Annotated in this window: 23 protein-coding genes; 7 read left to right on the top strand and 16 right to left on the bottom strand. The window is 69.7% G+C overall.

The genetic code is table 11. The annotated features are described in order from the left end of the window. Positions 1–3: 3 nt before the first annotated feature. From GXW79_RS12555 to GXW79_RS12545, 3 genes are all read right to left on the bottom strand, one after another. Entirely contained in the window at positions 4–1017 is a 1014-nt protein-coding gene (locus GXW79_RS12555; protein WP_211874737.1) for a zinc-binding alcohol dehydrogenase family protein, read from the bottom strand. A gap of 87 nt (positions 1018–1104) precedes the next feature. Continuing rightward, on the bottom strand, positions 1105–1578 hold the full coding sequence (locus tag GXW79_RS12550; protein WP_211874736.1) for an ureidoglycolate lyase: 474 nt from the start codon (positions 1576–1578) through the stop codon (positions 1105–1107). Further along, on the bottom strand, positions 1575–2525 hold the full coding sequence (locus GXW79_RS12545) for an allantoinase PuuE (protein WP_211874735.1): 951 nt from the start codon (positions 2523–2525) through the stop codon (positions 1575–1577). The genes GXW79_RS12550 and GXW79_RS12545 overlap by 4 nt, the downstream gene beginning before the upstream one ends. Positions 2526–2777: 252 nt before the next feature. Between GXW79_RS12545 and GXW79_RS12540 the strand changes: the two genes are divergently transcribed. Continuing rightward, the gene (locus tag GXW79_RS12540) at positions 2778–3170 is read left to right on the top strand and encodes a methylglyoxal synthase (RefSeq protein ID WP_211874734.1); all 393 of its coding nucleotides are present in this window, start codon (positions 2778–2780) and stop codon (positions 3168–3170) included. On the opposite strand, the gene GXW79_RS12535 is transcribed toward GXW79_RS12540, so the two are convergent. Next, the gene (locus GXW79_RS12535; protein ID WP_211874733.1) at positions 3167–3676 is read right to left on the bottom strand and encodes a hypothetical protein; all 510 of its coding nucleotides are present in this window, start codon (positions 3674–3676) and stop codon (positions 3167–3169) included. The genes GXW79_RS12540 and GXW79_RS12535 overlap by 4 nt on opposite strands. Before the next feature lie 66 nt (positions 3677–3742). On the opposite strand from GXW79_RS12535, the gene GXW79_RS12530 reads away from it, so the two are divergent. Further along, entirely contained in the window at positions 3743–4822 is a 1080-nt protein-coding gene (locus tag GXW79_RS12530) for a tartrate dehydrogenase (protein WP_211874732.1), read from the top strand. Positions 4823–4911: 89 nt separating this feature from the next. On the opposite strand, the gene GXW79_RS12525 is transcribed toward GXW79_RS12530, so the two are convergent. The 5 genes from GXW79_RS12525 to GXW79_RS12505 all read right to left on the bottom strand — a co-directional run bounded on the left by GXW79_RS12525 (position 4912) and on the right by GXW79_RS12505 (position 10406). Beyond that, positions 4912–5763 carry an esterase-like activity of phytase family protein gene (locus GXW79_RS12525; protein ID WP_211874731.1) on the bottom strand — a complete coding sequence of 284 codons (852 nt, stop codon included), beginning with the start codon at positions 5761–5763 and terminating at the stop codon, positions 4912–4914. Between the two features lie 283 nt (positions 5764–6046). Further along, positions 6047–7918, bottom strand: a complete 1872-nt coding sequence (cobT, locus tag GXW79_RS12520) for a cobaltochelatase subunit CobT (RefSeq protein ID WP_211874730.1) — start codon at positions 7916–7918, stop codon at positions 6047–6049. 13 nt (positions 7919–7931) lie between these two features. Next, entirely contained in the window at positions 7932–8570 is a 639-nt protein-coding gene (locus GXW79_RS12515; RefSeq protein WP_211874729.1) for a glutathione S-transferase family protein, read from the bottom strand. A gap of 77 nt (positions 8571–8647) precedes the next feature. Further along, the gene (gene cobS, locus GXW79_RS12510; protein WP_211874728.1) at positions 8648–9655 is read right to left on the bottom strand and encodes a cobaltochelatase subunit CobS; all 1008 of its coding nucleotides are present in this window, start codon (positions 9653–9655) and stop codon (positions 8648–8650) included. A gap of 58 nt (positions 9656–9713) precedes the next feature. Further along, positions 9714–10406 carry a J domain-containing protein gene (locus GXW79_RS12505; protein WP_367614895.1) on the bottom strand — a complete coding sequence of 231 codons (693 nt, stop codon included), beginning with the start codon at positions 10404–10406 and terminating at the stop codon, positions 9714–9716. Between GXW79_RS12505 and GXW79_RS12500 the strand changes: the two genes are divergently transcribed. From GXW79_RS12500 to GXW79_RS12490, 3 genes are all read left to right on the top strand, one after another. After that, positions 10405–10689, top strand: coding sequence for a BolA family protein (locus tag GXW79_RS12500; protein WP_211874727.1), 285 nt, complete (start codon positions 10405–10407; stop codon positions 10687–10689). The genes GXW79_RS12505 and GXW79_RS12500 overlap by 2 nt on opposite strands. Beyond that, complete coding sequence (locus tag GXW79_RS12495) at positions 10682–11896, top strand: tetratricopeptide repeat protein (protein WP_211874726.1); 1215 nt, start codon at positions 10682–10684, stop codon at positions 11894–11896. Before GXW79_RS12500 ends, GXW79_RS12495 begins: the two co-directional genes overlap by 8 nt. A 101-nt stretch (positions 11897–11997) precedes the next feature. Continuing rightward, positions 11998–12882 carry an FkbM family methyltransferase gene (locus GXW79_RS12490; RefSeq protein WP_211874725.1) on the top strand — a complete coding sequence of 295 codons (885 nt, stop codon included), beginning with the start codon at positions 11998–12000 and terminating at the stop codon, positions 12880–12882. Here the strand turns inward: GXW79_RS12490 and GXW79_RS12485 are convergent. Both GXW79_RS12485 and GXW79_RS12480 read right to left on the bottom strand, forming a co-directional pair. Then, positions 12879–13391 carry an NUDIX hydrolase gene (locus GXW79_RS12485; RefSeq protein WP_211874724.1) on the bottom strand — a complete coding sequence of 171 codons (513 nt, stop codon included), beginning with the start codon at positions 13389–13391 and terminating at the stop codon, positions 12879–12881. The genes GXW79_RS12490 and GXW79_RS12485 overlap by 4 nt on opposite strands. A 25-nt stretch (positions 13392–13416) precedes the next feature. Then, positions 13417–13728, bottom strand: coding sequence for a hypothetical protein (locus GXW79_RS12480; protein WP_211874723.1), 312 nt, complete (start codon positions 13726–13728; stop codon positions 13417–13419). A gap of 146 nt (positions 13729–13874) precedes the next feature. Between GXW79_RS12480 and GXW79_RS12475 the strand changes: the two genes are divergently transcribed. Together GXW79_RS12475 and GXW79_RS12470 are read left to right on the top strand one after the other, a co-directional pair. After that, positions 13875–14303, top strand: a complete 429-nt coding sequence (locus GXW79_RS12475) for a hypothetical protein (protein ID WP_211874722.1) — start codon at positions 13875–13877, stop codon at positions 14301–14303. Further along, positions 14303–14935 carry an arylsulfatase gene (locus GXW79_RS12470; protein WP_211874721.1) on the top strand — a complete coding sequence of 211 codons (633 nt, stop codon included), beginning with the start codon at positions 14303–14305 and terminating at the stop codon, positions 14933–14935. Before GXW79_RS12475 ends, GXW79_RS12470 begins: the two co-directional genes overlap by 1 nt. Before the next feature lie 99 nt (positions 14936–15034). Here GXW79_RS12470 and GXW79_RS12465 read toward each other — a convergent pair whose 3' ends face one another. Genes GXW79_RS12465 through GXW79_RS12445 form a run of 5 tightly spaced genes read right to left on the bottom strand, consistent with a single transcriptional unit; the run spans position 15035 to position 20240 of the window. Further along, on the bottom strand, positions 15035–16000 hold the full coding sequence (locus GXW79_RS12465; RefSeq protein WP_367614898.1) for an ABC transporter ATP-binding protein: 966 nt from the start codon (positions 15998–16000) through the stop codon (positions 15035–15037). Then, on the bottom strand, positions 15988–16947 hold the full coding sequence (locus tag GXW79_RS12460) for an ABC transporter ATP-binding protein (RefSeq protein ID WP_211874720.1): 960 nt from the start codon (positions 16945–16947) through the stop codon (positions 15988–15990). The genes GXW79_RS12465 and GXW79_RS12460 overlap by 13 nt, the downstream gene beginning before the upstream one ends. Then, on the bottom strand, positions 16944–17810 hold the full coding sequence (locus GXW79_RS12455) for an ABC transporter permease (protein WP_211874719.1): 867 nt from the start codon (positions 17808–17810) through the stop codon (positions 16944–16946). The genes GXW79_RS12460 and GXW79_RS12455 overlap by 4 nt, the downstream gene beginning before the upstream one ends. A gap of 1 nt (position 17811) precedes the next feature. Then, positions 17812–18729, bottom strand: coding sequence for an ABC transporter permease (locus GXW79_RS12450; protein WP_211874718.1), 918 nt, complete (start codon positions 18727–18729; stop codon positions 17812–17814). Continuing rightward, complete coding sequence (locus GXW79_RS12445; protein ID WP_211874717.1) at positions 18729–20240, bottom strand: ABC transporter substrate-binding protein; 1512 nt, start codon at positions 20238–20240, stop codon at positions 18729–18731. Before GXW79_RS12445 ends, GXW79_RS12450 begins: the two co-directional genes overlap by 1 nt. Positions 20241–20321: the final 81 nt, after the last annotated feature.

Raw genomic sequence — 20321 nt, 5'->3', positions numbered from 1 at the left:
GCCTCACCCGGCTTCGAGCACCGCCTTGCCGATGCTGCGCCCACTCTCGAGCGCCGCATGGGCCCGGCGCAGGTTAGCCGCGTTGATCGCCCCGAAATTCTGCCCCAGCGTCGTGCGGATCAGCCCGGCATCGACCAGCGCGGCGACCTCGTTCAGCAGGTGGTGCTGCTGGATCATGTCGGGCGTGGCGAACATCGACCGCGTGAACATGAACTCCCAATGCAGCGCGCCGGATTTCTGCTTCAGCTTGCCGATGTCGAGCGCGCCCGGATCGTCGATGAGGCAGACCTGGCCCTGCGGCGCGAGGGCCTTGGTGATCTCATCCCAGTGCGTCGCCGTCGCGGTCAGCGACAGTATGTTGCGCACCGTGGGATGGCCGATCCGCGCCAGCTCCTCCGACAGCGGCCTGGTGTGGTCGATCACCGCATGGGCGCCGGCCTGTTCCACCCAGCGGACGGAGTCCGGGCGCGAGGCGGTGCCAATGACCGTCAGCCCGGTCAGGCGCCGGGCGAGCTGCACGGCGATGGAGCCCACGCCGCCCGCCGCGCCGATGATGAGGATGGCGTCGTCGGAGCGGGCCTTGCCGACCGGCAGGCGCAGCCGTTCGAACAGCGATTCCCAGGCGGTGATCGCGGTCAGCGGCAGCGCCGCCGCCTCGGCGAAGGACAGGCTGGTGGGCTTCGCACCCGCGATGCGCTCATCGACCAGGCCATATTCGGCGTTGGATCCGGGCCGTCCGATATCGCCGGCGTAGTAGACCGCGTCGCCGGCGCGGAACAGCGTCACCTCGGCGCCCACGGCCTCGACGATGCCGGCGGCGTCCCAGCCCAGGACCACGGGTGCCTCGGCGCTGCCCTGCCGGCGCATCCGCACCTTGGTGTCGACCGGATTGACCGAGATGGCCTTGATGCGGACCAGCAGGTCGCGCGGGCCGGGCTCCGGGTTCGGCAGCTCGGTGTCGAACAGCGACCGGTCGTTTTCGATGGGAAGGCTTTCGGTATAGGCGACGGCTTTCATCAGGGGCTCCCGTGTCGGATGCGGCGCGCGGCGTGTCTGCAGGCCTCCATCTGCGCCCCGCCCCCCCTGGCCGCAAGGCAGGCGCGCTCAGCCGACCAGCAACACGGTCTCCGTCAGATCCGCCCATTCCTCGTCATCGGGCTTGCGCCCGGTGGTCCACATCAGCACCGCGAAGCGCCCCGGCCGGTCCAGCACGCGCATCGGGTGGTGCCAGGCGCCGAGGTGATAGTTCACCGCCTGGTCGCCACGCGCGACGAAGGCGCGCAGGCGCGTCATGTCAGGCTTGCCGCCAACATCGAGTGCCACCATCAGCACGTAGCGCGACACGTCGAGCGGGATGAAGCACTGCGAGGAGCGGTTGTGCCGCTCCATCTGCGTCGCCTCGAACGGCAGCGCGTGGGGTGCGACGTTGTTGAACGCCAGCACCGGCGCCGTCGCACCGTCGATGGCGGCGAGGCTCGCCTCCAGCTGCGGGCGCTCGCCGGGTGCCGGCGCGTCCACCACGTCGCCCCAGGGCGCGAAGGCTTCGGCGGTCAGTGGCTCCAGCGTCAGCGTCCTCACGATCCCACCTTCGCGATCTGCTCCATCCCGGGCGCGTAGGGGAAGGTCCTGCGCCAATGCTCCGCGATCTCGATGCGCTTCGCGACCCACACCCGGTCATGGCCCTGGATGTAGTCCATGAACCGCGCGAGGCCGGCGGCGCGCGCCGGGTGTCCGATGACGCGCATGTGCAGCCCGCAGGACATCATCTTCGGCGCGCTCTCGCCCTCGGCGTAGAGCATGTCGAACTGGTCCTTGAGGAAGGTGAAGTAGTCATCGGCCGTGCCGAACACGCCGCGCCCGTACTTGCTGTCGTTGCTCACCAGCGAATAGGGCACGATCAGCTGAGGCTTGCCGTCCTGCAGCACCCAGTAGGGGAGTTCGTCATTGTAGCAGTCGCTGTCGTAGAGGAAGCCGCCCTCCTCCGTCAGCAGCGCGCGCGTGTTCACGCTGGGTCCATAGCGGCAGTACCAGCCGAGCGGGCGGGATCCCATGGTGCGCGTCAGGCTCTCGATCGCCATGCGGATGTGCTCGCGCTCGGTCTCGCGGTCGAGGCGGTAGTGTTCCTCCCAGCGCCAGCCATGGCAGCAGATGTCGTGGCCGGCTTCCTTGATCGCCGCGGCGGCGGGCGGGTGGCGCTCGATCGCCAGCGCGCAGGCGAACACCGTCAGCGGCAGGTTGCGCTGCGCGAACAGGCGCAGGATGCGCCAGAAGCCCACGCGCACGCCGTATTCGAACATGCCCTCCGCGGCGAGGTCGCGCTCGCCCGCCGGCACCGGGGAGCCCATGGCCTCGGTATGCGCCGCCTCCGAGCGGCCATCGCCATCGAGGAAGGAGGCTTCCGACCCCTCCTCGTAGTTGAGGACGAAGTTCACCGCGATGCGGGCATTGCCCGGCCATTGCGGGTGCGGCGGGTTGGCGCCGTAGCCGATCAGGTCGCGGTTGAGGGGCGAGGTGTCGGGGGGCATGCGCGGTCTCCGAGAGCTTTGCAGCGATACCTTACGCGCCGTCCGGGCGCCGAGAAGCATGGGAAGAAAAAAATCGCCCGAACCCCACGTCTCTCCCGTGCGCAGGCCGCACCCTCACGCCGGAGGCGGCGCTCACTGCGCAACGGTAGCCAACAGATAAAAATAAAAGATGGGGGTTTGGGGGAATTCATTCCCCCATGCTGTCGTCGGAGCTGCGCCTTATAGTCGGCGCAAGCACGGGAAATTTCACACATGGCCGAACACGGCGCGCGTATCGCACTCGTCGCCCATGACCGGCTGAAGCCCGACATGGCGCTCTGGGTCGCGCGGCACCGCGACGCGCTCACCCGCTGCGAGATCGTCTCCACCGCCACCACCGGCGCGATGGTGCTGCGCGAATGCCCCGACATCTCGCTCACGCGCGTCCTCAGTGGCCCGCTCGGCGGCGACCAGCAGATCGGCGCGCTGATCGCCGAGGGCCGCATCGACGCGCTATTCTTCTTCGTCGACCCGATGACGCCCATGCCGCACGATGTCGACGTGAAGGCGCTGCTGCGCGTGGCGCTGGTGCATGACGTGGCCTGCGCGTTTTCCGCCCGCAGTGCGGACCTGCTCGTCGCCGGCGGGGCGCTGCTCCGCGCCTAGCGGTTCTCCAGCCCGTTGGCCGCGCGCAGGCGCCGGATCTCGTCGAAGCGGCCGGCGAGGTTGGTGCGGAACTGCGCCATGCCCTCGCACGCGCTGCGCGTGGCGTCGGGGTAGGTCGCCGCCGGCGTGAACGGGTCCGGATTCTCCCGGTCATAGACCATCACCGCGTCGAGCGTGCGCAGAAGTGCGGGCATGTCGCCGAAGGCGTACTCGTTGACCGGCCGTCCCACGCGCTCCGACAGCGACGCGAAGACGGCCGCGTCGCGGTCGCGTGGAAGCTCTGGGCGTGCCGCGAGATGCGTGCGGAAGCGCAGCTGGCCCAGATAGAAGATGAACACGGCGTCGTCGCGCTGCCCGGCCTGCATCAGCCGATCCGCCGCGACGTAATAGGTGGCCGGATGCAGGCCCTGGTACTCGCGGGCGAGCGCCGCGGCATTCTGCGCCCGGGCCACGCCAGGCAGGCTTGCGCAGGCAAGACCCGCGATGAGTAGACGACGACGTTCCATGGCCTCACCATAACCCATCAGGTCGGGAAGCAAGAACACCCGGCGCCGTCACGAAAAGGCCAGCCCATGCGTCTGCACACCATCGCCGCCATCCCCGCCGACGGCATCGGCAAGGAAGTGATCCCCGCGGGCCTCGCCGTGCTTGAAGCCCTCGCCGCGCGGCAGGGCGATTTCGCGCTGCACGTCACGGAATTCCCCTGGGGCAGTGACTACTACCGCGCGAATGGCCGTATGATGCCCGAGGATGGCCTCGACACGCTCAAGCCCTTCGACGCGATCTTCTTCGGCGCCGTCGGCGACAAGGACCTGCCCGACGACGTCACGCTGTGGGGCCTTCGGCTGAAGATCTGCCAGGGCTTCGACCAGTACGCGAACATCCGCCCCACCCGCGTGCTGCCCGGCCTCACCAGCCCGCTGCGTTCGGTGAGCCCCGGTGATATCGACTGGGTAATCGTTCGCGAGAACTCCGAGGGCGAATATGCCGGCCATGGTGGCCGCGCCCATCGCGGCCACCCCGAGGAGATCGCGACCGAGACCTCCATCTTCACCCGCGTGGGTGTGACGCGCATCATGCGCACCGCCTTCCGCATCGCCCAGCGCCGGCCGCGCAAGCTGCTCACCGTCGTCACCAAATCCAACGCGCAGCGGCATGGCATGGTGTTCTGGGACGAAATGGCCGCCGAGGTCGCGCGCGAATTCCCCGACGTGACCTGGGAGAAGGAGCTGGTGGACGCCATGGCCGCGCGCATGGTGCGCACCCCCGCCAGCATCGACACCGTCGTTGCGACCAACCTCCACGCTGATATTCTCTCCGACCTTGCCGGCGCCGTCGCCGGCTCGTTGGGCGTGGCACCGACCGCGAACCTCGATCCCGAGCGCCGCCACCCCTCCATGTTCGAACCCATCCACGGCTCGGCCTTCGACATCGCGGGCAAGGGCGTGGCCAATCCCGTCGCCACATTCTGGACCGCGGCGATGATGCTCGATCATCTGGGTGAGACCGCCGCCGCCGCCGCGCTGATGACCGCGGTCGAACAGGTCTGCGCCGATGGCGTGATGACCGCCGATGTCGGCGGCACCGCGGACACCGCGACGGTCACCGCCGCCGTGATCGCCGCGATCGAGGGCAAGAACCAGCGGTCATGAAGAATGACCGTTGTCGTGTGCCCTCAAGCGGCGGGCGCCCACTCGGGCTCGCGGCCCGCGGTGCGGGCCGATGATCCGGCACGCGTGACCTAGCCGAGGTCCAGCGGAAACAACGCCACAAGCCCGCGCTGGAAACTGCGCTCATTGTCGTCGGAGACGAGCGCGGCCACCAGGCCGCCCTGCATACGGGTGACCGAGACGCCCTCCCAATTCTCCGGCGGCAGGGCGTCCCGCGTCGAGAGGATCTGCCGCCCCTCCAGAACCGTGCCGGGCCGCGCGGCGCGGATCATCGCCGCCGGCAGATGCATCAGCCGCGCCGAAAACCCACCGAAGATCGAGAAGTGGCGCTCCAGCACCAGCGCACCGCCATCGGGCAAGGCACACGCATCGGTCGCCGCGAAATCCTGCGCCGGGCGATAGGCCATCGACACCCACCGCCGCGGGCCGCCCAGCCACGCCATCGCCGTGCCGCGCACCGGACCCTCAAGATACTCCGCGATCGCCAGCCAGCGGCCATCGGCCAACACCGCCAGGCTCTCCAACCCGCCATTGGGCGGCGCCGCCTCCAGCCCCGGCGGCGCCTCCACGTAATCGCCCGCGCCATTGAGGCTGCGATAGGCGCGAATGCGATGCCAACGCTCGAACCCCACCAGCCAGGTTCCGTCCGGAAGCCGCGCGAGACACTCCGCATCGCCCTCCCGCCCCTGCAGAGGCAAGCCGGCGCCGTCGCGCAGATAGCCCGTGCGCACATCCACTAGCGCGCGCGGCACCAGACCCTCCACCACCAGGCGCGCCGTCAGCCAACGGCCGAGATCACTGACCGCCGTAAGCGTCAGATCCTGAGCGAGATGCAGGCCGGACAGGCCGCCAAACCCGATCGCGCCCCGGTCGAGCTCGAGGACGGGGAGGACGGAGAACAACAGCGCGCGGCGTGAAGGCAAGGCCAGGGGCTCTGCCCCTGGACCCCGCGAGGATCGTGTCGATCCTCGACCTCCATTTGCTGGTTTTGGAATTGGGGCGGGCAGTGCTTGCTGAATGGGCCGGGTTGGGGAGGGGGCGCGTCGCGCGAGTACGCTTTGGCAAAGGGCGTTCCATGCGCCCCCTCCCCAACCCGGCACGCCTCCGCCGAGGCTCAACCCTCCCAATCCCAAGAACCAACAAAGGGGGGTCCAGGGGCCACAGGCTCCTGCCGGGGGTCGAGGGGGCGGAGCCCCCCGCCCTGCTTCACGCAATCGCCGGTGCGCGTTCCGCCGCCACGCGTTGCCACGCGTCTTCGGCGTCTTCGTCGAAGAGTTCCGTCAGTTTTTTCATCATGGTGCCGCCGAGTTCCTCGGCGTCCACGATGGTCACGGCGCGTCGGTAGTAGCGCGTCACGTCGTGCCCGATGCCGATGGCGATGAGTTCGACCGCGTGGCGGCCTTCGATATCCGCGATCACCTTGCGCAGGTGGCGTTCGAGGTAGTTGCCGGGGTTGACCGAAAGCGTGGAGTCATCGACCGGCGCGCCGTCGGAGATCACCATCAGGATGCGGCGGTGTTCGGTGCGGGTGAGGATGCGCTTGTAGGCCCATTCCAGCGCCTCGCCGTCGATGTTCTCCTTCAGCAGCCCTTCGCGCAGCATGAGGCCGAGGTTCTTGCGCGCGCGGCGCCAGGGCGCGTCGGCGGGCTTGTAGACGACGTGGCGGAGGTCGTTCAGGCGGCCGGGGTTGCGCGGCTTGCCTTCCTGCACCCAGCGTTCGCGAGACTGCCCGCCTTTCCAGGCGCGGGTTGTGAAGCCGAGGATCTCCACCTTCACCGAGCAGCGTTCGAGCGTGCGCGCGAGGATGTCGCAGCACATGGCCGCGACGGTGATGGGGCGGCCGCGCATGGAGCCGGAATTGTCGATGAGCAGGGAGACAACGGTGTCGCGGAAATCCGCCTCGCGTTCGCGCTTGTAGGTGAGTGCGACGGTCGGGTTAGCGATGACGCGGGCCAGGCGCGCGACGTCGAGCGTGCCTTCCTCCAGGTCGAAATCCCAGGCCCGCTGCTGCTGCGCGAGCAGGCGGCGTTGCAGGCGGTTGGCCAGTTTCGCGACCACGCCCTGCAGGTGGGAGAGCTGCTGGTCCAGTTGCTGGCGCAGGCGGGCGAGTTCCTCGGGATCGCAGAGATCGTCGGCTTCCACCACCTCGTCGAAGGCGGCGGTGAAGGGGCGGTAGCGGGAGGAATCATCGGTCTCGACGACCTCGCGGCGCTGCTGCGGGCCGCCTGGCTTGTCGTCGCCTTCGGCGGCGGCGCCGTCTTCCTCGGTTTCCTCGGCGTCTTCCTCGGCGGCCTCGCCCTGCATCGATTCCGGCTGGGCGCCGAGGGATTGGTCGGATTCCTTCTGCTGGCTTTCGCCCTCGGCGGACTGGTCCTGGACAGGGGAGGATTGCTCGCCCTCGTCGCCTTCTTCCTGGTCCTCGGATTCCGCTTCGACCTCGGCTTCGGCCAGGTCCATGGCGGCGAGCAGTTTTCGAGCGGCGCGGGCGAAGGCGGCCTGGTCGCCCTGGGCCTCGGCCATCTCGGCCATGGCACCCTCGGCGCCGTCGACCAGGCTGCCACGCCAGAGGTCGAGGATGCGCTGCGCCGCGGCGGGTGCCGGCAGGCCCGACATTTTTTCGCGCGCGAGCAGGGCGAGGGCGGCGGGCAGCGGCAGCTGGTCCTTCCGCGTCATGCGGTCATAGCCCTCGGCCTCGCACTCATCGGCAAGGCGGGCGCGCAGGTTGGACGCCACGCCCGACATGTGCTGGGAGCCGACGGATTCGACGCGCACCTGCTCCAGCGCGTCGAAGATCTCGCGCGCCTCGCGCCGGGCGGGGGAGCGGTTGGCGTGGACGGATTCGTCGTGATGGCGCAGGCGAAGGGCGGCGGCGTCGGCGGCCCCGCGCAGCTTGGCCATCTCGGCGGGAGGCAGGGAGCGAGTGGGCAGCGGCAGGCGCACGCGCTTGCCGGTCACGCCGCCGGGGCCGGGCTGGTAGGTGACCTGCACGTCGGGTGCTGCGTGCGCGATGGCGCGGAGGACGCCGGCGGTGGCGCGCTTGAATTCCTCCTGGCGGGAGAGGTCCTGTTTGCCGCTCATGGGGTCATATCCGTCAGGCTGAAGCGGGCGCGTCGATGGCGCGGGCGCGGGCGAGGGCAGGGCGCGCATCGAGCGCGGCGAGGTAGGCGATGGTGGCGGGCGAGGGCTTCAGCATGCCCCATCCAACCACCCATTGCAGCAGACCGCCGACCATCAGGTCGGGAATGGTGAAGGCAGACCCCAACAGGAAGGGGCCGCCGGAGGCCGCGACCTGTGCCTCGACGCGGGCGACGGTGGTGGCGAAATCCGGCCAGCCGGCCATGCCCGGCCGGGGCGGCTCGGCGCGCGGAAAGGCCATGTCCATCAGCGCAGGCTCCATCGCGGCGGCGGCATAGGCGATGAAGGTGGCGTAGGCGGCGCGTTCGGGGGTGCCGATGGCCGGCGTAAGCGCGCTCGGAACCGCGTCGCCGAGATAGGCGCAGATGGCCGCACTCTCGCAGATGGCGATGCCGGTCCAGTGGCCGTCGGGGCCGCGATCCTCCAGCACCGGCAACTTGCCGCCGGGGTTGATGGCGAGGAAGTCGGGGCTCTTGTGGGTGCCCTGCTGCAGCTCGTGCGGGATGATCTCGTATTCGGCGCCGAGCTCCTCCAACAGCCACAGGATGCGGAAGGAGCGGGTTTTTGCTGCGTGGTGGAGGAGGAAGCGCGCCATGTCAGTCTCCCTTCAGCAAGCCGGCGCCGACAACGGGCCGCGACGCCGGATCTTTATGAGGCCGGCGCTGCCGGGTTTCAGCCCATCTTCTTCAGCAGGCTGCCCGCCATCAGCTCCTCATTGAAGCAGCGCTGGTAGTACTCGCTCACCGTCTGGCGCTCCGCCTCGTCGCACTTGTTCAGGAACGACAGCCGGAACGCGAAGCCGATATCGCCGAAGATCTTCGCGTTCTCGGCCCAGGTGATCACCGTGCGCGGCGACATGACCGTCGAGATGTCGCCCGCGATGAAGCCCGCCCGCGTCAGGTCGGCCAATGCCACCATCGCCTCGACCTGCTTCTTCATCTTGGGGTCGTTCTCGACGCCCATCTTCGCAAGCACGATCGCCGTCTCCTGCGCGTGCGGCAGGTAGTTCAGCGTGGCCACGATGTTCCAGCGGTCCATCTGGCCCTGGTTGATCTGCTGCGTGCCGTGATACAGGCCCGTCGTATCGCCCAGCCCGACCGTGTTGGCCGTGGAGAACAGCCGGAAGCACGGGTGCGGCCGGATCACGCGGTTCTGGTCGAGCAAAGTGAGCTTGCCCTCCACCTCCAGCACGCGCTGGATCACGAACATCACATCCGGGCGGCCGGCATCGTATTCGTCGAACACCAGCGCGCAGGGGTGCTGCAGCGCCCAGGGCAGGATGCCCTCGCGGAATTCAGTGATCTGCTTGCCATCCTTCAGCACGATGGCATCCTTGCCGATCAGGTCGATGCGGCTGATGTGGCTGTCGAGGTTCACGCGGATGCAGGGCCAGTTGAGGCGGGCGGCGACCTGCTCGATGTGGGTGGACTTCCCGGTGCCATGGTAGCCCTGCACCATCACGCGGCGGTTGTAGGTGAACCCCGCCAGGATCGCGAGCGTGGTCTCCTTGTCGAACCGATAGGAGGTGTCGATTTCGGGCACGTGCTCGGTGCGGAGCGAGAAGGCCGGAACCTCGATGTCGGTATCCACGCCGAAGACGTCGCGCGCCTTGAGCATGATGTCCGGCGCGTCGATGGCCGCGGTGGGGCGGATGTCGGGAAGGGTCGCGACCTTGTTCATCTGTGTCCGTTGCTCTGGGCTGAATTGTGACGAGTGTAGGGTGTTCGGGCGTAGGCCGCTACCCGGCCGCGGCAGTGGCCGCCTCCGGCGCCGCGGACCGCTCCTGCAAGCGCTTGCGGAGCAGCGAATAGGCGCGGTTGATGTCCTTTAACTTCTCCTCGGCGTCGCGGTTGCCGCCATTCGCATCCGGGTGGAACTGCTTCGCCAGGTCCTTGTAGCGCGCCTTGAGCACCGGCTGGTCGGTGGGCCAGGTGAGGCCCATCACGTCGAGCGCGGCGCGAAGCTCGGGCGGCGTTTCCTGACGCGACGGTCGGTGCATGTCCGCGCTCGTCGCATAGGTGAACAGGCCCAGCGGATCGCGCAACAGGGCAGGGTCGATGCGGCCACTGCCGAGCCTTCCCAGCGGCCAGGTCGGGCGTTGCCAGCCGGTGTCCGAGCGGATCTCGTGCTCGATCTCGGCCGGGCCCAGACCCTTGTAGAAGTCCCAGGCCGCGTTGTAGGCGCGCACGTGGTTGAGGCAGAACCACTTGTAGTCGTTCAGCCGCCGCCGGTCGGCGGGCGCGCGATATTCGCCGGGCTCCGGACACCCGGGCTGGTCACAGGGACGCGGCGGGGCCTCGGGCTCGGCCATGAAGCTGCGCGAGCGGGGTCCGCGTTTGGCCATCCTGCCGTTATGGGCGTGGCAGGGGGCCTCCGCAAGACAAGCGGGCGTGGTGGACAGCGCGCGCGATGCGGCCAAGATGGCGGCCATGAGCAATCGCAAGGATCGAATCGAACGCGCGCTGAACCTGGCCTTCCCCGGCGCGGTGGTCAGCGTGGCCGATGACAGCGCCAGCCATGCCGGCCATGCCGGCGCCGCGCCGGGCGGGCAGACCCATTACAGCGTGACGATCGTGGCCGAGGCCTTCGCCGGCCAGGGGCGGCTCGCCCGCTCGCGTGCCGTGCATGCGCTGCTGGGCGAGGAATTCTCGGCCGGGCTGCACGCCCTGGCGCTGACGCTGCGCACGCCCGCGGAAGCGGCGCGCGATGGCTGAGGCCGAGGCCGTCGCGACCGATGCGCGCGGCTGGCTGCACCTGGCCCATGCACGCTGGGCCGCGGGGGATCGCCCCGGCGCGCGCGAGGCGGCGGCCGAGGCGGTGGCGTCCTCGCCCGACAATGCCGAGCTGGTCCTGACGCTGGCGCATTTCGACCTCAACATCGGCGACCTGGTGCGGGCGGGGGAGGGGTTCCGCGCCGCCCTCGCGCTCGACGCCACCCTCGCCGGCGCCTGGAGCGGGGCGGCGGAGGTGGCGTTCCTCGCCGGCTCGGTGGACACCGCGGTCGAGGCGGCGCGGCGCGCCGTCGCGCTCTCGCCCGGCGAGGGGCGCCCCGCGCTGCGCCTGGGCCAGTTCCTGATCGCCGGTGGCGGCGACCCGGTGGAGGCCGAGGCCGCACTCCGCGCCGCCTTTTCCTTCGGGGAGGGCGGCGCACACCCGCACCTGACGCTGGCCGAGGCGCTGCTCCGCCAGGACCGCCGCGCCGAGGCGCTGGCCGAGGCGATGCGCGCGCATGAGGAAGCGCCCGAGGATGCCGGCATCCGCCAGCGCCACGCCGAGTTCCAGATCGCCTGCGGCGGCGACGTCGCCCTCGCCGAGCGCGAGCTGCGCGCGCTGGTCGAGGCCGGGGGTGCCTCCATCGGCGCCATGGCAGGGCTGGGCGACGCGCTGTGGCGGCTCGGGCGCGACGCCGAGGCGATCGCGGCGCTCGAGGCCACGATCGAGGCGTTCCCGGAGATGGGCTTCCCGCATGAGCGGCTCGGCCACCTGCTCGTCGCGATGGGCGGCGACGCGGTGCGCGCCGAGGCCGCCTTCCGCGCCGCCATCGCCTTTCCCGGCGCGCCCGAGCACCTGTTCATCGGCCTTGCGGAGGCGCTGAAGCGGCAGGACCGCGCCGGCGACGCCTACCAGGTGCTGCAGGAAGCCGCGGCGCTGTTCCCGCATTCCTACGCTGCGCCTTGGACGCTGGGGCTGCTGATCCTCGAAGCCGATGACGGCGTGCTGGCCGAAGCCGAGGCCTGCTTCATCCAGGTGATGGCGCGCCGTCCCGGCCATGGCGACGCGCATCTGGGCCTCGCCGAGGTCTATCGCCGGCAGAAGCGCATCAAGGACGCGGTCGCCGAGTTCCGCTCCGGCGCGGCGCTGGGCCCGACGCCGGGGCTGCTGCGCGTGATCCGCTTCCGGCTCTACGGCGTCATGGATTGACGCCTTTCCCCCGCGAGTGGCGTTAAGGATCGGTTGGTCTATTCTCGCCTAGGTTGATGGCGCCCGCTTCTGGCACGAGGGTTTGAATGGCACGGTGGTCAATGCGCGGCGCGGAACCGGAATCGGATGGCGTCCATCTTCTCTCGCTGCGCGACCTGCAATCGCCCGACCGGATGGCGATCGAGGATCGCTCGCGCGCGCGCTGCGCCGTCGCACCCGTTGACCCCGTCACCGCCGTCTGCCGCGCGCTCGGGCGGTACAAGTTCTACGTCGATACGCGCGACATCGGCATCGCCGCGCACCTCATGCTCGATGGCTACTGGGAGCTGTGGCAGACCGAATTCATCCTGCGCAACGTCACCGCCGGGCAGGTGGTGGCCGATGTCGGCGCGCATATCGGCTACTTCACCATCCTCATGGCGGACCTCGTCGGCCCGACCGGCAAGGTGCACGCCTTCGAGCCGAACCGGCGCCTCTTCGGGCTGCTGGAGAGCAACATCTCGGTCAATGGCTACCCGTCCCGCGTGACGCCGCGCGCGGTGGGCGTGGCCGAAGTCGCGGCCGCCGAGATCCCGTTCCTGGTGCAGACCCGCGACCCCAAGAATGGCTGCATCCGCCCGGGGCAGGAAGCCGGGCTGGGTGCCTTCGACCCCGAGCAGTTCGAGAGCTACACGGTGCCGGCCGCGCCGCTCGACACGCTGATCGAAGGACCGGTCGATTTCCTCAAGATCGACGTCGAAGGGGCCGAGGAGCTGGTCTGGCGCGGCATGCAGGCGCTGATCACGCGCAGCCCGAACATCCGCATGCTGCTGGAATTCAATCCGGCCCGCTGCACGGCGCCGGCGGCGACCCTGGCCTCCATCGCGGAGCGGTTTCCGCTTCGCCGCCTGGGTCTCGACGGCCAGGTGAGCGCCTGCGACGCCGCCGCGATCCTGGCAGAGGCGGAGGATACCATCCTGTACCTGTCGAAGCTTCCGCCGCTCTAGGCCGGGTTCTGCGCGGCGGCCGGCAGCGGCGCGCCGGCCGAGGCGCGCCACGCCTCCAGCGCCCAGCGCACCGAGGGGAAGGCCAGCTCCTCCCACGGGATCTCGTCCCAGGCGAACAGCGCCACCGCCTCGCTCTCCGGCCCGGCCGCGAAGCCGGGCTCGGCGAACCCCGCGCGGAAGAACACCTGCACCTGGCCTAGATGCGGGATGGAATAGACCGCGAGCACGCCCTCGATGCTGATGCGGGCCTGGGCTTCTTCCCAGGCCTCGCGCGCCGCGCCGGCTTCGACCGTCTCGCCCATCTCCATGTAGCCGGCGGGAAGCGTCCAGAAGCCGCGCCGCGGCATGATGGCGCGCTTGCACAGCAACACCCGCCCATCGGGCGTGGCGACGACAGAGCCCACGACGGGCTTGGGATTCTCGTAGGCCACATAGCCGCAATCGGCGCAGACCTTGCGCTCGTGCTCATCGCCTTCGGGGATGCGGATTTCGAAGCGGCCGGTGCTCATGGCACCAACCTATCATGACGCCGGTCTAGACGCGCAGGTCGAGCAGCGATCCGCGCGGCAGCACCTGGCCAGGGGATGGCGGCACGGCGCCCAGCGTGCGCCCCACTGCGGGCGCCTGCCGCCCCGCCTCCGGCGCCGCTCCGCGCACCGCCTGCGCGCCGCCCTGGATGCCCGCATTGCGGGATACTTCAGCGGTGAAGGCGGCCAGGCTGTTGCTGCTGATCATGCCCAGGATGGTAGCGCCCAGCGATGAAGGATCGATGAACCGCAACCGCCCGTTCTGGTCGCGGTGCAGCCGGCGCGGCGGGCGGGCGATCGGAATGGCAGGGATGCGCATGCCCGAAACCTGCCGCCGGGCTCCGTTAACCTTCCAGCAACCTTTGCGTGTAATCGAGGCGAGACCCTTGTTTCCCCTCGTCACGCCCATGCTTTACAAGCAGCCGCAACAACGGAGACCGTGACGCGATGCGAGGATTTTGGCGTGTGACTGCCCTGGCCCTGCCACTGCTGGCCGGCGGCGCCGTGGCCCAGACCGGTGCCACGCCGCATGAATGGCTCTACGGCAGCTGGACCGGCGGCCTGTTCCCCGCGACCGACACCACCTCCTCCGCCTGCTACGCCCAGCCCAGCGTCATCTTCACCCGCGACGTCGTCCTGCGCACCGGCGTCATCGACGTCGGCTACCGCCAGCGCGGCATCGAGACGGTCGCGGGTGCCGCCGGCGGCGTGCAGTTCCGCTTCGTCCCGGTCGCCGCCACCGGCGCGCTCGCCGCCCGCCTGCCGCCCGATATCGGCTTCGGCTGCACCGGCAACCCCGACACGCTGAACGTCGAACGCCGCGGACCCAACGAGATCGCCTTCCCCGGCTGCACCGACTTCCCGCTCACGCTGCGCCGCTGCGGCGCACCCTGATGCGCATCGCCCTCATCCACGCGCTGCGCCACTCGCCCGCCGCCATCGCCGAGGCCTTCGCGCGCCTCTGGCCCGAACCCAAGCTGATGAACCTGCTCGACGACAGCCTCTCAGCCGACCTCGCGCGCGACGGCGCCCTCACGCCCGCCATGACCACGCGGTTCCTGACGCTCGCCGACTACGCCGTCAGCACCGGCGCCAACGCCATCCTGTTCACCTGCTCCGCCTTCGGACCCTGCATCGACGCCGTGGTCGCGGCCCACCCCGACATCCCCGTCCTCAAGCCCAACGAAGCCATGATCGAGGAAGCCAAGACCGCCGGCACCCACATCGGCCTGCTCGCCACCTTCGCCGGCACGCTGGCCTCCATGCCCGCAGAATTCCCGCCGGGCATGACCATCACCACGAAACTGGCCGAAGGCGCACTCGCCGCACTCGACGCCGGCAACCCCACCGAACACGACTACCTGGCCGCCAAAGCCGCCCTGGACCTCAAAGAATGCGACGCCATCGCCCTGGGCCAGTTCTCCCTCGCCCGGGCCGCCACCGCCGTGGCCGCGGCCACCGGCAAACGCGTGCTCACCACCCCCGACAGCGCCGTGCTCGCCCTGCGGCGGAGGCTGGGGGCGTAGGGAGGGAGGCAAGGCCAGGGGCTCTGCCCCTGGACCCGCGACGTAGGTCCCCAAGCTTGAGCCAACATGCTTGCTAACGCTGCGAGAGCTCCCTTGCCCTCACTGCGCAAGATGACACGCCACAAGCCCATCACCATCAACCTGCCGCAGAGGCGGGCGCTCGACGGAACAGCGCTCTAATGCCAGCGGGCAGCGCGGGTGGAAACTGCACCCTGTAGGCAGCGCGAGCGGGTTCGGAAACACCGTCCCAAGACGCATCTGCGGCAGTCCCAGCGACGCGTCCGGCGTCAGGACCGAGGCGAGCAGGGCCGCCGTGTAGGGATGCCGCGGCGCGGTCAGCACGCGCTGCGCCTCGCCTTGCTCCACCACGCGGCCGAGGTACATCGCCGCCGCCCGTGCCGCGAGCATATGCACCACGGCGAGGTTGTGGCTGATGAACAGGTAGGCCAGCCCGAGCCGCTCCCGCAGATCCATCAGCAAATTGAGGATCTGCGACTGCACCGAGACATCCAGCGCGCTGGTCGGCTCATCGCACACCACCAGCGCCGGGCGCAGCACCAGCGCGCGCGCGATCGCCACGCGCTGCCGCTGCCTGCCCGAAAGCTGCGCGGGAAAGCTGGTGGCGTGGTGCGGTGCCAGCCCCACCAGCGCCAGCATCTCCGCCACCGCATCCCGCCGCTCGCCCGCAGTGCCGATGCCATGCACGTCGAGCGGCAGCCCGACGATGGACGCGATCTGCCGGCGCGGGTTGAGCGATGAGTACGGGTCCTGGAAGATCGGCTGCACCAGGCGGCCGCGCTCCAGACGGCCGATGCTGCCGATCGGGCGGCCGTCCAAAAACACTTCGCCCGCGCTCGGCGCCTCCAGCCCCAGGATGATGCGCGCGAGCGTGCTTTTGCCGCACCCACTCTCGCCCACCAGCCCCAGCACTTCGCCACGTCCCACCTGCAGGGACACGCCCGCGACGGCGGTCAGCACGCGCTTCTTCGCGAACAGGCCGGCGCCGACGCGGTAGGTGCGCGCGACGTCGCGAAGCTCCAGCAGCGGCGCGCTCACAGCAGGCACCGCCAAGCATGCGCCGCATCCTCGCGCACCGGGACAGGCAGGGCGCAGGCGGGCATCGCGTGCGGGCAGCGGCCGCGAAAGGCGCACCCGGCGACCTCGCCCACCAGATACGGGACGAGGCCGGGGATGGTGCCAAGCCGCGTGCCCGGCGCGGTGATGCCGGGCTGCGGAATGCACTGCATCAGCCCCCGCGTATAAGGGTGGCGCGGCGTGTCGAACACGGCGCGGACGGCCCCCTCCTCCACCACTTCGCCGGCATACATGACCGCCACGCGGTCGGCGATGCGCGCGACAATGCCGAGGTCATGCGTCACCAGCACCAGCGCCATGTGCATCTCGCGCTGCAAGGCCGCCAGCAGTTGCAGGATGCCCAGCTGCACCGTCGCATCCAGCGCCGTGGTCGGTTCATCGGCCAGCAGCACATCGGGTTCGCACATGAGCGCCATGGCGATCACCACGCGCTGGCGCAGCCCGCCCGAGAGCTGGTGCGGATACTGCCCGATCCGCCCCGCCGCCCCGGCGATGCCGACCCGCTCCAGCAGCGCCACGGCGCGGTCGAGCGCCGCGCGCCGTCGCCCCTTGCCGTGATGCAGGAAGGTCTCCGTCATCTGGTCGCCGATGGTGAGCGAGGGGTTCAGGCAGGTCATCGGGTCCTGGAAGATCATCGCCATGCGGTCGCCGCGCAGCGCCCGCAGCCGCGACGGGCTGGCCTTGAGCAGGTTTTCCCCGGCGAGTTCCATGCGCTCGGCACCGCGCTTCGCACCTTCCGGCAGAAGGCCCATCACCGCGAGGGTGGTCAGCGATTTCCCGCACCCGCTCTCGCCCACCACGCACAGGGTCTCACCGCGCCGCGCGGTCAGCGACACGCCGCGCACCGCGTGCAGCATGCCGGCATCGGTGGGGATATCGACGGTCAGCCTGCGCAGTTCGAGCGCGATCTCGCTCATCGCCGACCCTCGGGCGCGGTGAGGTCACGGATGCCGTCGCCCAGCAGGTTGATCGCCAGCACCAGCACGCAGATGGCAGCACCCGGCAGCATGATCATCCAGGGCTCGAACAGCATGAACTCCTTGGCCTCGCTGACCATCAGCCCCCAGCTCGGCAGCGGCGGCTGCACGCCAAGCCCGAGGAAGGACAATGCGGCCTCGAGCAGGATCGCCTGCGCCATCTCGTAGCTGGCGATCACCACCAGGCCGGAGACGACATTGGGCAGCACCTCGCCCCACAGGATGCGCGGCACCGAACATCCGATGGCGCGCGCCGCGGTGACGTAGTCGCGGCTGCGCACCTGCATCGTCGCACTGCGCATCACCACCGCGAACCGGTCCCACAGCAGCAGGCCCAGCACCAGCACGACCACCTGCAGCGACCCGCCGAGCACGGCGACGACGGCGAGTGCCACCATCACCACCGGCAGCGATAGCCGCGTCGTCACCAGGAAGGACACCACCATGTCGGTCCGCCCGCCGAAGAAACCCGCGGCCACGCCCAGCACCGTGCCGATGACGCCCGAGACCACCATGGTGAAGAAGCCGATCAGCAGCGAAATGCGCGCGCCATAGATCAGGCGCGAGAGGTAGTCGCGCCCGAGATTGTCGGTGCCAAGCAGATGGTCCGGGCTCGCGCGTTCCGCATCGACGAAGGCCGGCGGCAGCATGCGGTCGTCGAGGATCTGCTCATAGGGATCGAAGGGCGCGAGCAAGGGTGCCGCCACCGCCATCAGCGCGATCGCCCCGAGCACGACGGCGGCGATGATCAGCCCCCAATTACCACGCCACCGCGCCCGGCGCGTCACCTGTGCACCGCTCATCTCAACCGCTCCGGATGCGTGGATCGAGCCAGGCGTTCAGCAGGTCCGCGACCAGCGTCAGCACCACGTAGAACAGTGCGACCACCAGCAGGATGCCCTGCACCACCGGAAAGTCGCGCCGAGAAATCGATTCCCAGGCGAGGTAGCCGATGCCCTGCAGGGCGAAGACCGTCTCGATCACCACCGAGCCCGAGAGCATGTTGCCGAACTGCACGGAAGCGAGCGCCACCACGGGTGCGACCGCATTGCGCAGCGCATGCTTCACCAGCACGGTGCGCACTGGCAGCCCCTTGGCGTGCGCCGTGCGGATGTAGTCGGCGGCCAGCACCTCCACCATCCCCGCGCGCGTAAGGCGCATCAGCACCGGCGTCGAGAACCACCCCAGCGCCAGCGCCGGCAGCACGAAATTGGCTAGCCCTTCGGTCCCCGAAACCGGCAGCCAGCCGAGCGTGATGCCGAAGAAGAAGATCAGCAGCAGTGCGAACCAGAAGGAAGGCATCGCCTGCCCCAGCACCGCGAGTGCGAGCGCCAGCCGGTCGATCCAGGTGTTGCGGAACAGCGCCGCCACAACGCCGAGCGGGATGGACAGCAGCAGCGCCACGGCGAGCCCGAGGGTCGCGAGCGTCGCCGTATTCGGCAGCCGGTCCAGGATCAGCTTCGCCACGCTCTCCGGATAGAAGAGCGAGCGCCCGAGATCGCCGCGCAGCGAGCGCAGCAGCCATTCGCCATATTGCACGATGACAGGACGGTCGAGCCCATAGAGCCCGCGGATGCGCTCGATCTCCGCCGCACTCGCCTCCTCGCCGGCCAGCGTCGCGGCGAGGTCGCCCGAGACGCGGAGCAGCAGGAAGGCGATGGCGGACACCGCCAGCCCAACCGCCACGGCCAGCGCCGCTCGCCGAAGCGCGAAGCCCAGCATCAGCGGCGCCAGCGCGCCTCGAAGAAGCGCGGCACCTCATCGGCGGAGGGCCGGAACTCGAGCTGGCTGTTGAAGGCGTAGGTCAGCGGAAAGGTCCACATCGGCAGCCAATAGGCCTGCTCGGTGATCCGCCTTATCGCCGGCGCATAGGCCTCGATCCGGGCCGCCGGATCGGTCGAGGTATCGCCCCGGCGCAGCATCGCCGCCACCTCGGCATCGCGCGCCATGTCGTTCGGATTGTCGCCGAAGAAGTAGGAGGTGATGGCCGCGACATCGTAGAGCGAGGTGGACCCCCACGCCCCCATGTTCATCCGCACCCGCCCGTCGCGCACCTCCGACGAGGAGGTATCCGCCTGCACCCAGCTGAGGTTCGCGCGGATGCCGACGGCGCGCAGCTGGCCGATCACCGCTTCCACCCAGGGCCGTTCGCGATAGGCCATCAGCGCAACCTCGAACCCGTTCGGATAACCGGCTTCGGCCAGCAGCGCACGCGCCCGCGCCGGGTCGTATTCGTAGCGCGTGATGCCCTCCTGCGTGCAGCCGAACTGCTCGGGGTGGCAGGGCGTGTGCAGCACGGACGCCCCTTCGCCCACCAGGTTGCGGATGATCCCGGGCCGGTCGATGGCGTGCGAGATCGCGCGCCGCACGCGCAGATCAGTCATGGGATTGCCCTCGCGCCCGGTGCGGCCGCCGGCATCCATGCCGATATAGACGATGCGCACCGTCTCCCCGCTCACGACCGTCAGGTTGCGGCGGCTGCGCAGGTTGCGGGCCTGGTCCGGCAGCACGCGCCAGACCCAGTCGAGCCCCCCGGTCAGCAGCTCCGCCAGGCGCGTATTCGCTTCGGGGATGCGCCGGAAGATCAGCCGCTGGATCGAGGGCTGCCCCTTCGCACCACCGAAATACCGGTCGAAGCGCTCCAGCACGGTCTGCCGGCCGGGTGCGAGCTCGCTCACCCGATAGGGACCGGTGCCGATCGGCTCGCGCGCCATGCCCTCGAGGCCGACCCGGCGCAGATAGTCGCTCGGCATCACCACGACGTTGGTGAGGTACTCCTGCCAGGGCCCGAACGGCTCCTTCATGATCAGCCGTGCCGTCTGCGCGTCCACCAGCTCCGCTCGCGCCAGCCAGCTCACGCGCTGGAAATTCACGATGCGGTTGGCGGGGTCGAGCATGATGTTGACGGTGTCGACGAGGTCCTGCGCGTCCACCACCTCGCCATCATGCGCGACGATGCCCTGCCGCATGCGGATCTCGATGGTGGTGGCATCGACCAGCCGCACGCTCTCGGCCAGGTGCAGCCGATATTCGCCGCTGGTGGGGTCGCGATAGGTCGGTGCGTCCCAGATCAGGAACCCCATCACCACGCCCTCGCGGACGGTGTTCTGATAGGGGATGATGTTCGCGGGTTCGCTGTCCGAGGCCCAGCGCAGCGTGTTGTCGGCAGGCCCCGCGAAGGCGGGCGCGATCGCCGACAGCACCAGAACGAGGACCCTCGCGAACCAACCCATGCAACAACTCCCCGGACCTATGGCGGCACGCTTCCATGCCCCGGCCCGCGATGCAATCATCGGGCCGTCAGCACAGGGGTC

The sequence above is a fragment of the Plastoroseomonas arctica genome (genome assembly GCF_018128965.1).
Taxonomy (GTDB): Bacteria; Pseudomonadota; Alphaproteobacteria; order Acetobacterales; family Acetobacteraceae; genus Plastoroseomonas; species Plastoroseomonas arctica.
The sequence above is the reverse complement of the archived record's forward strand: the minus strand, read 5'-3'. Positions and strand labels throughout refer to the sequence as shown.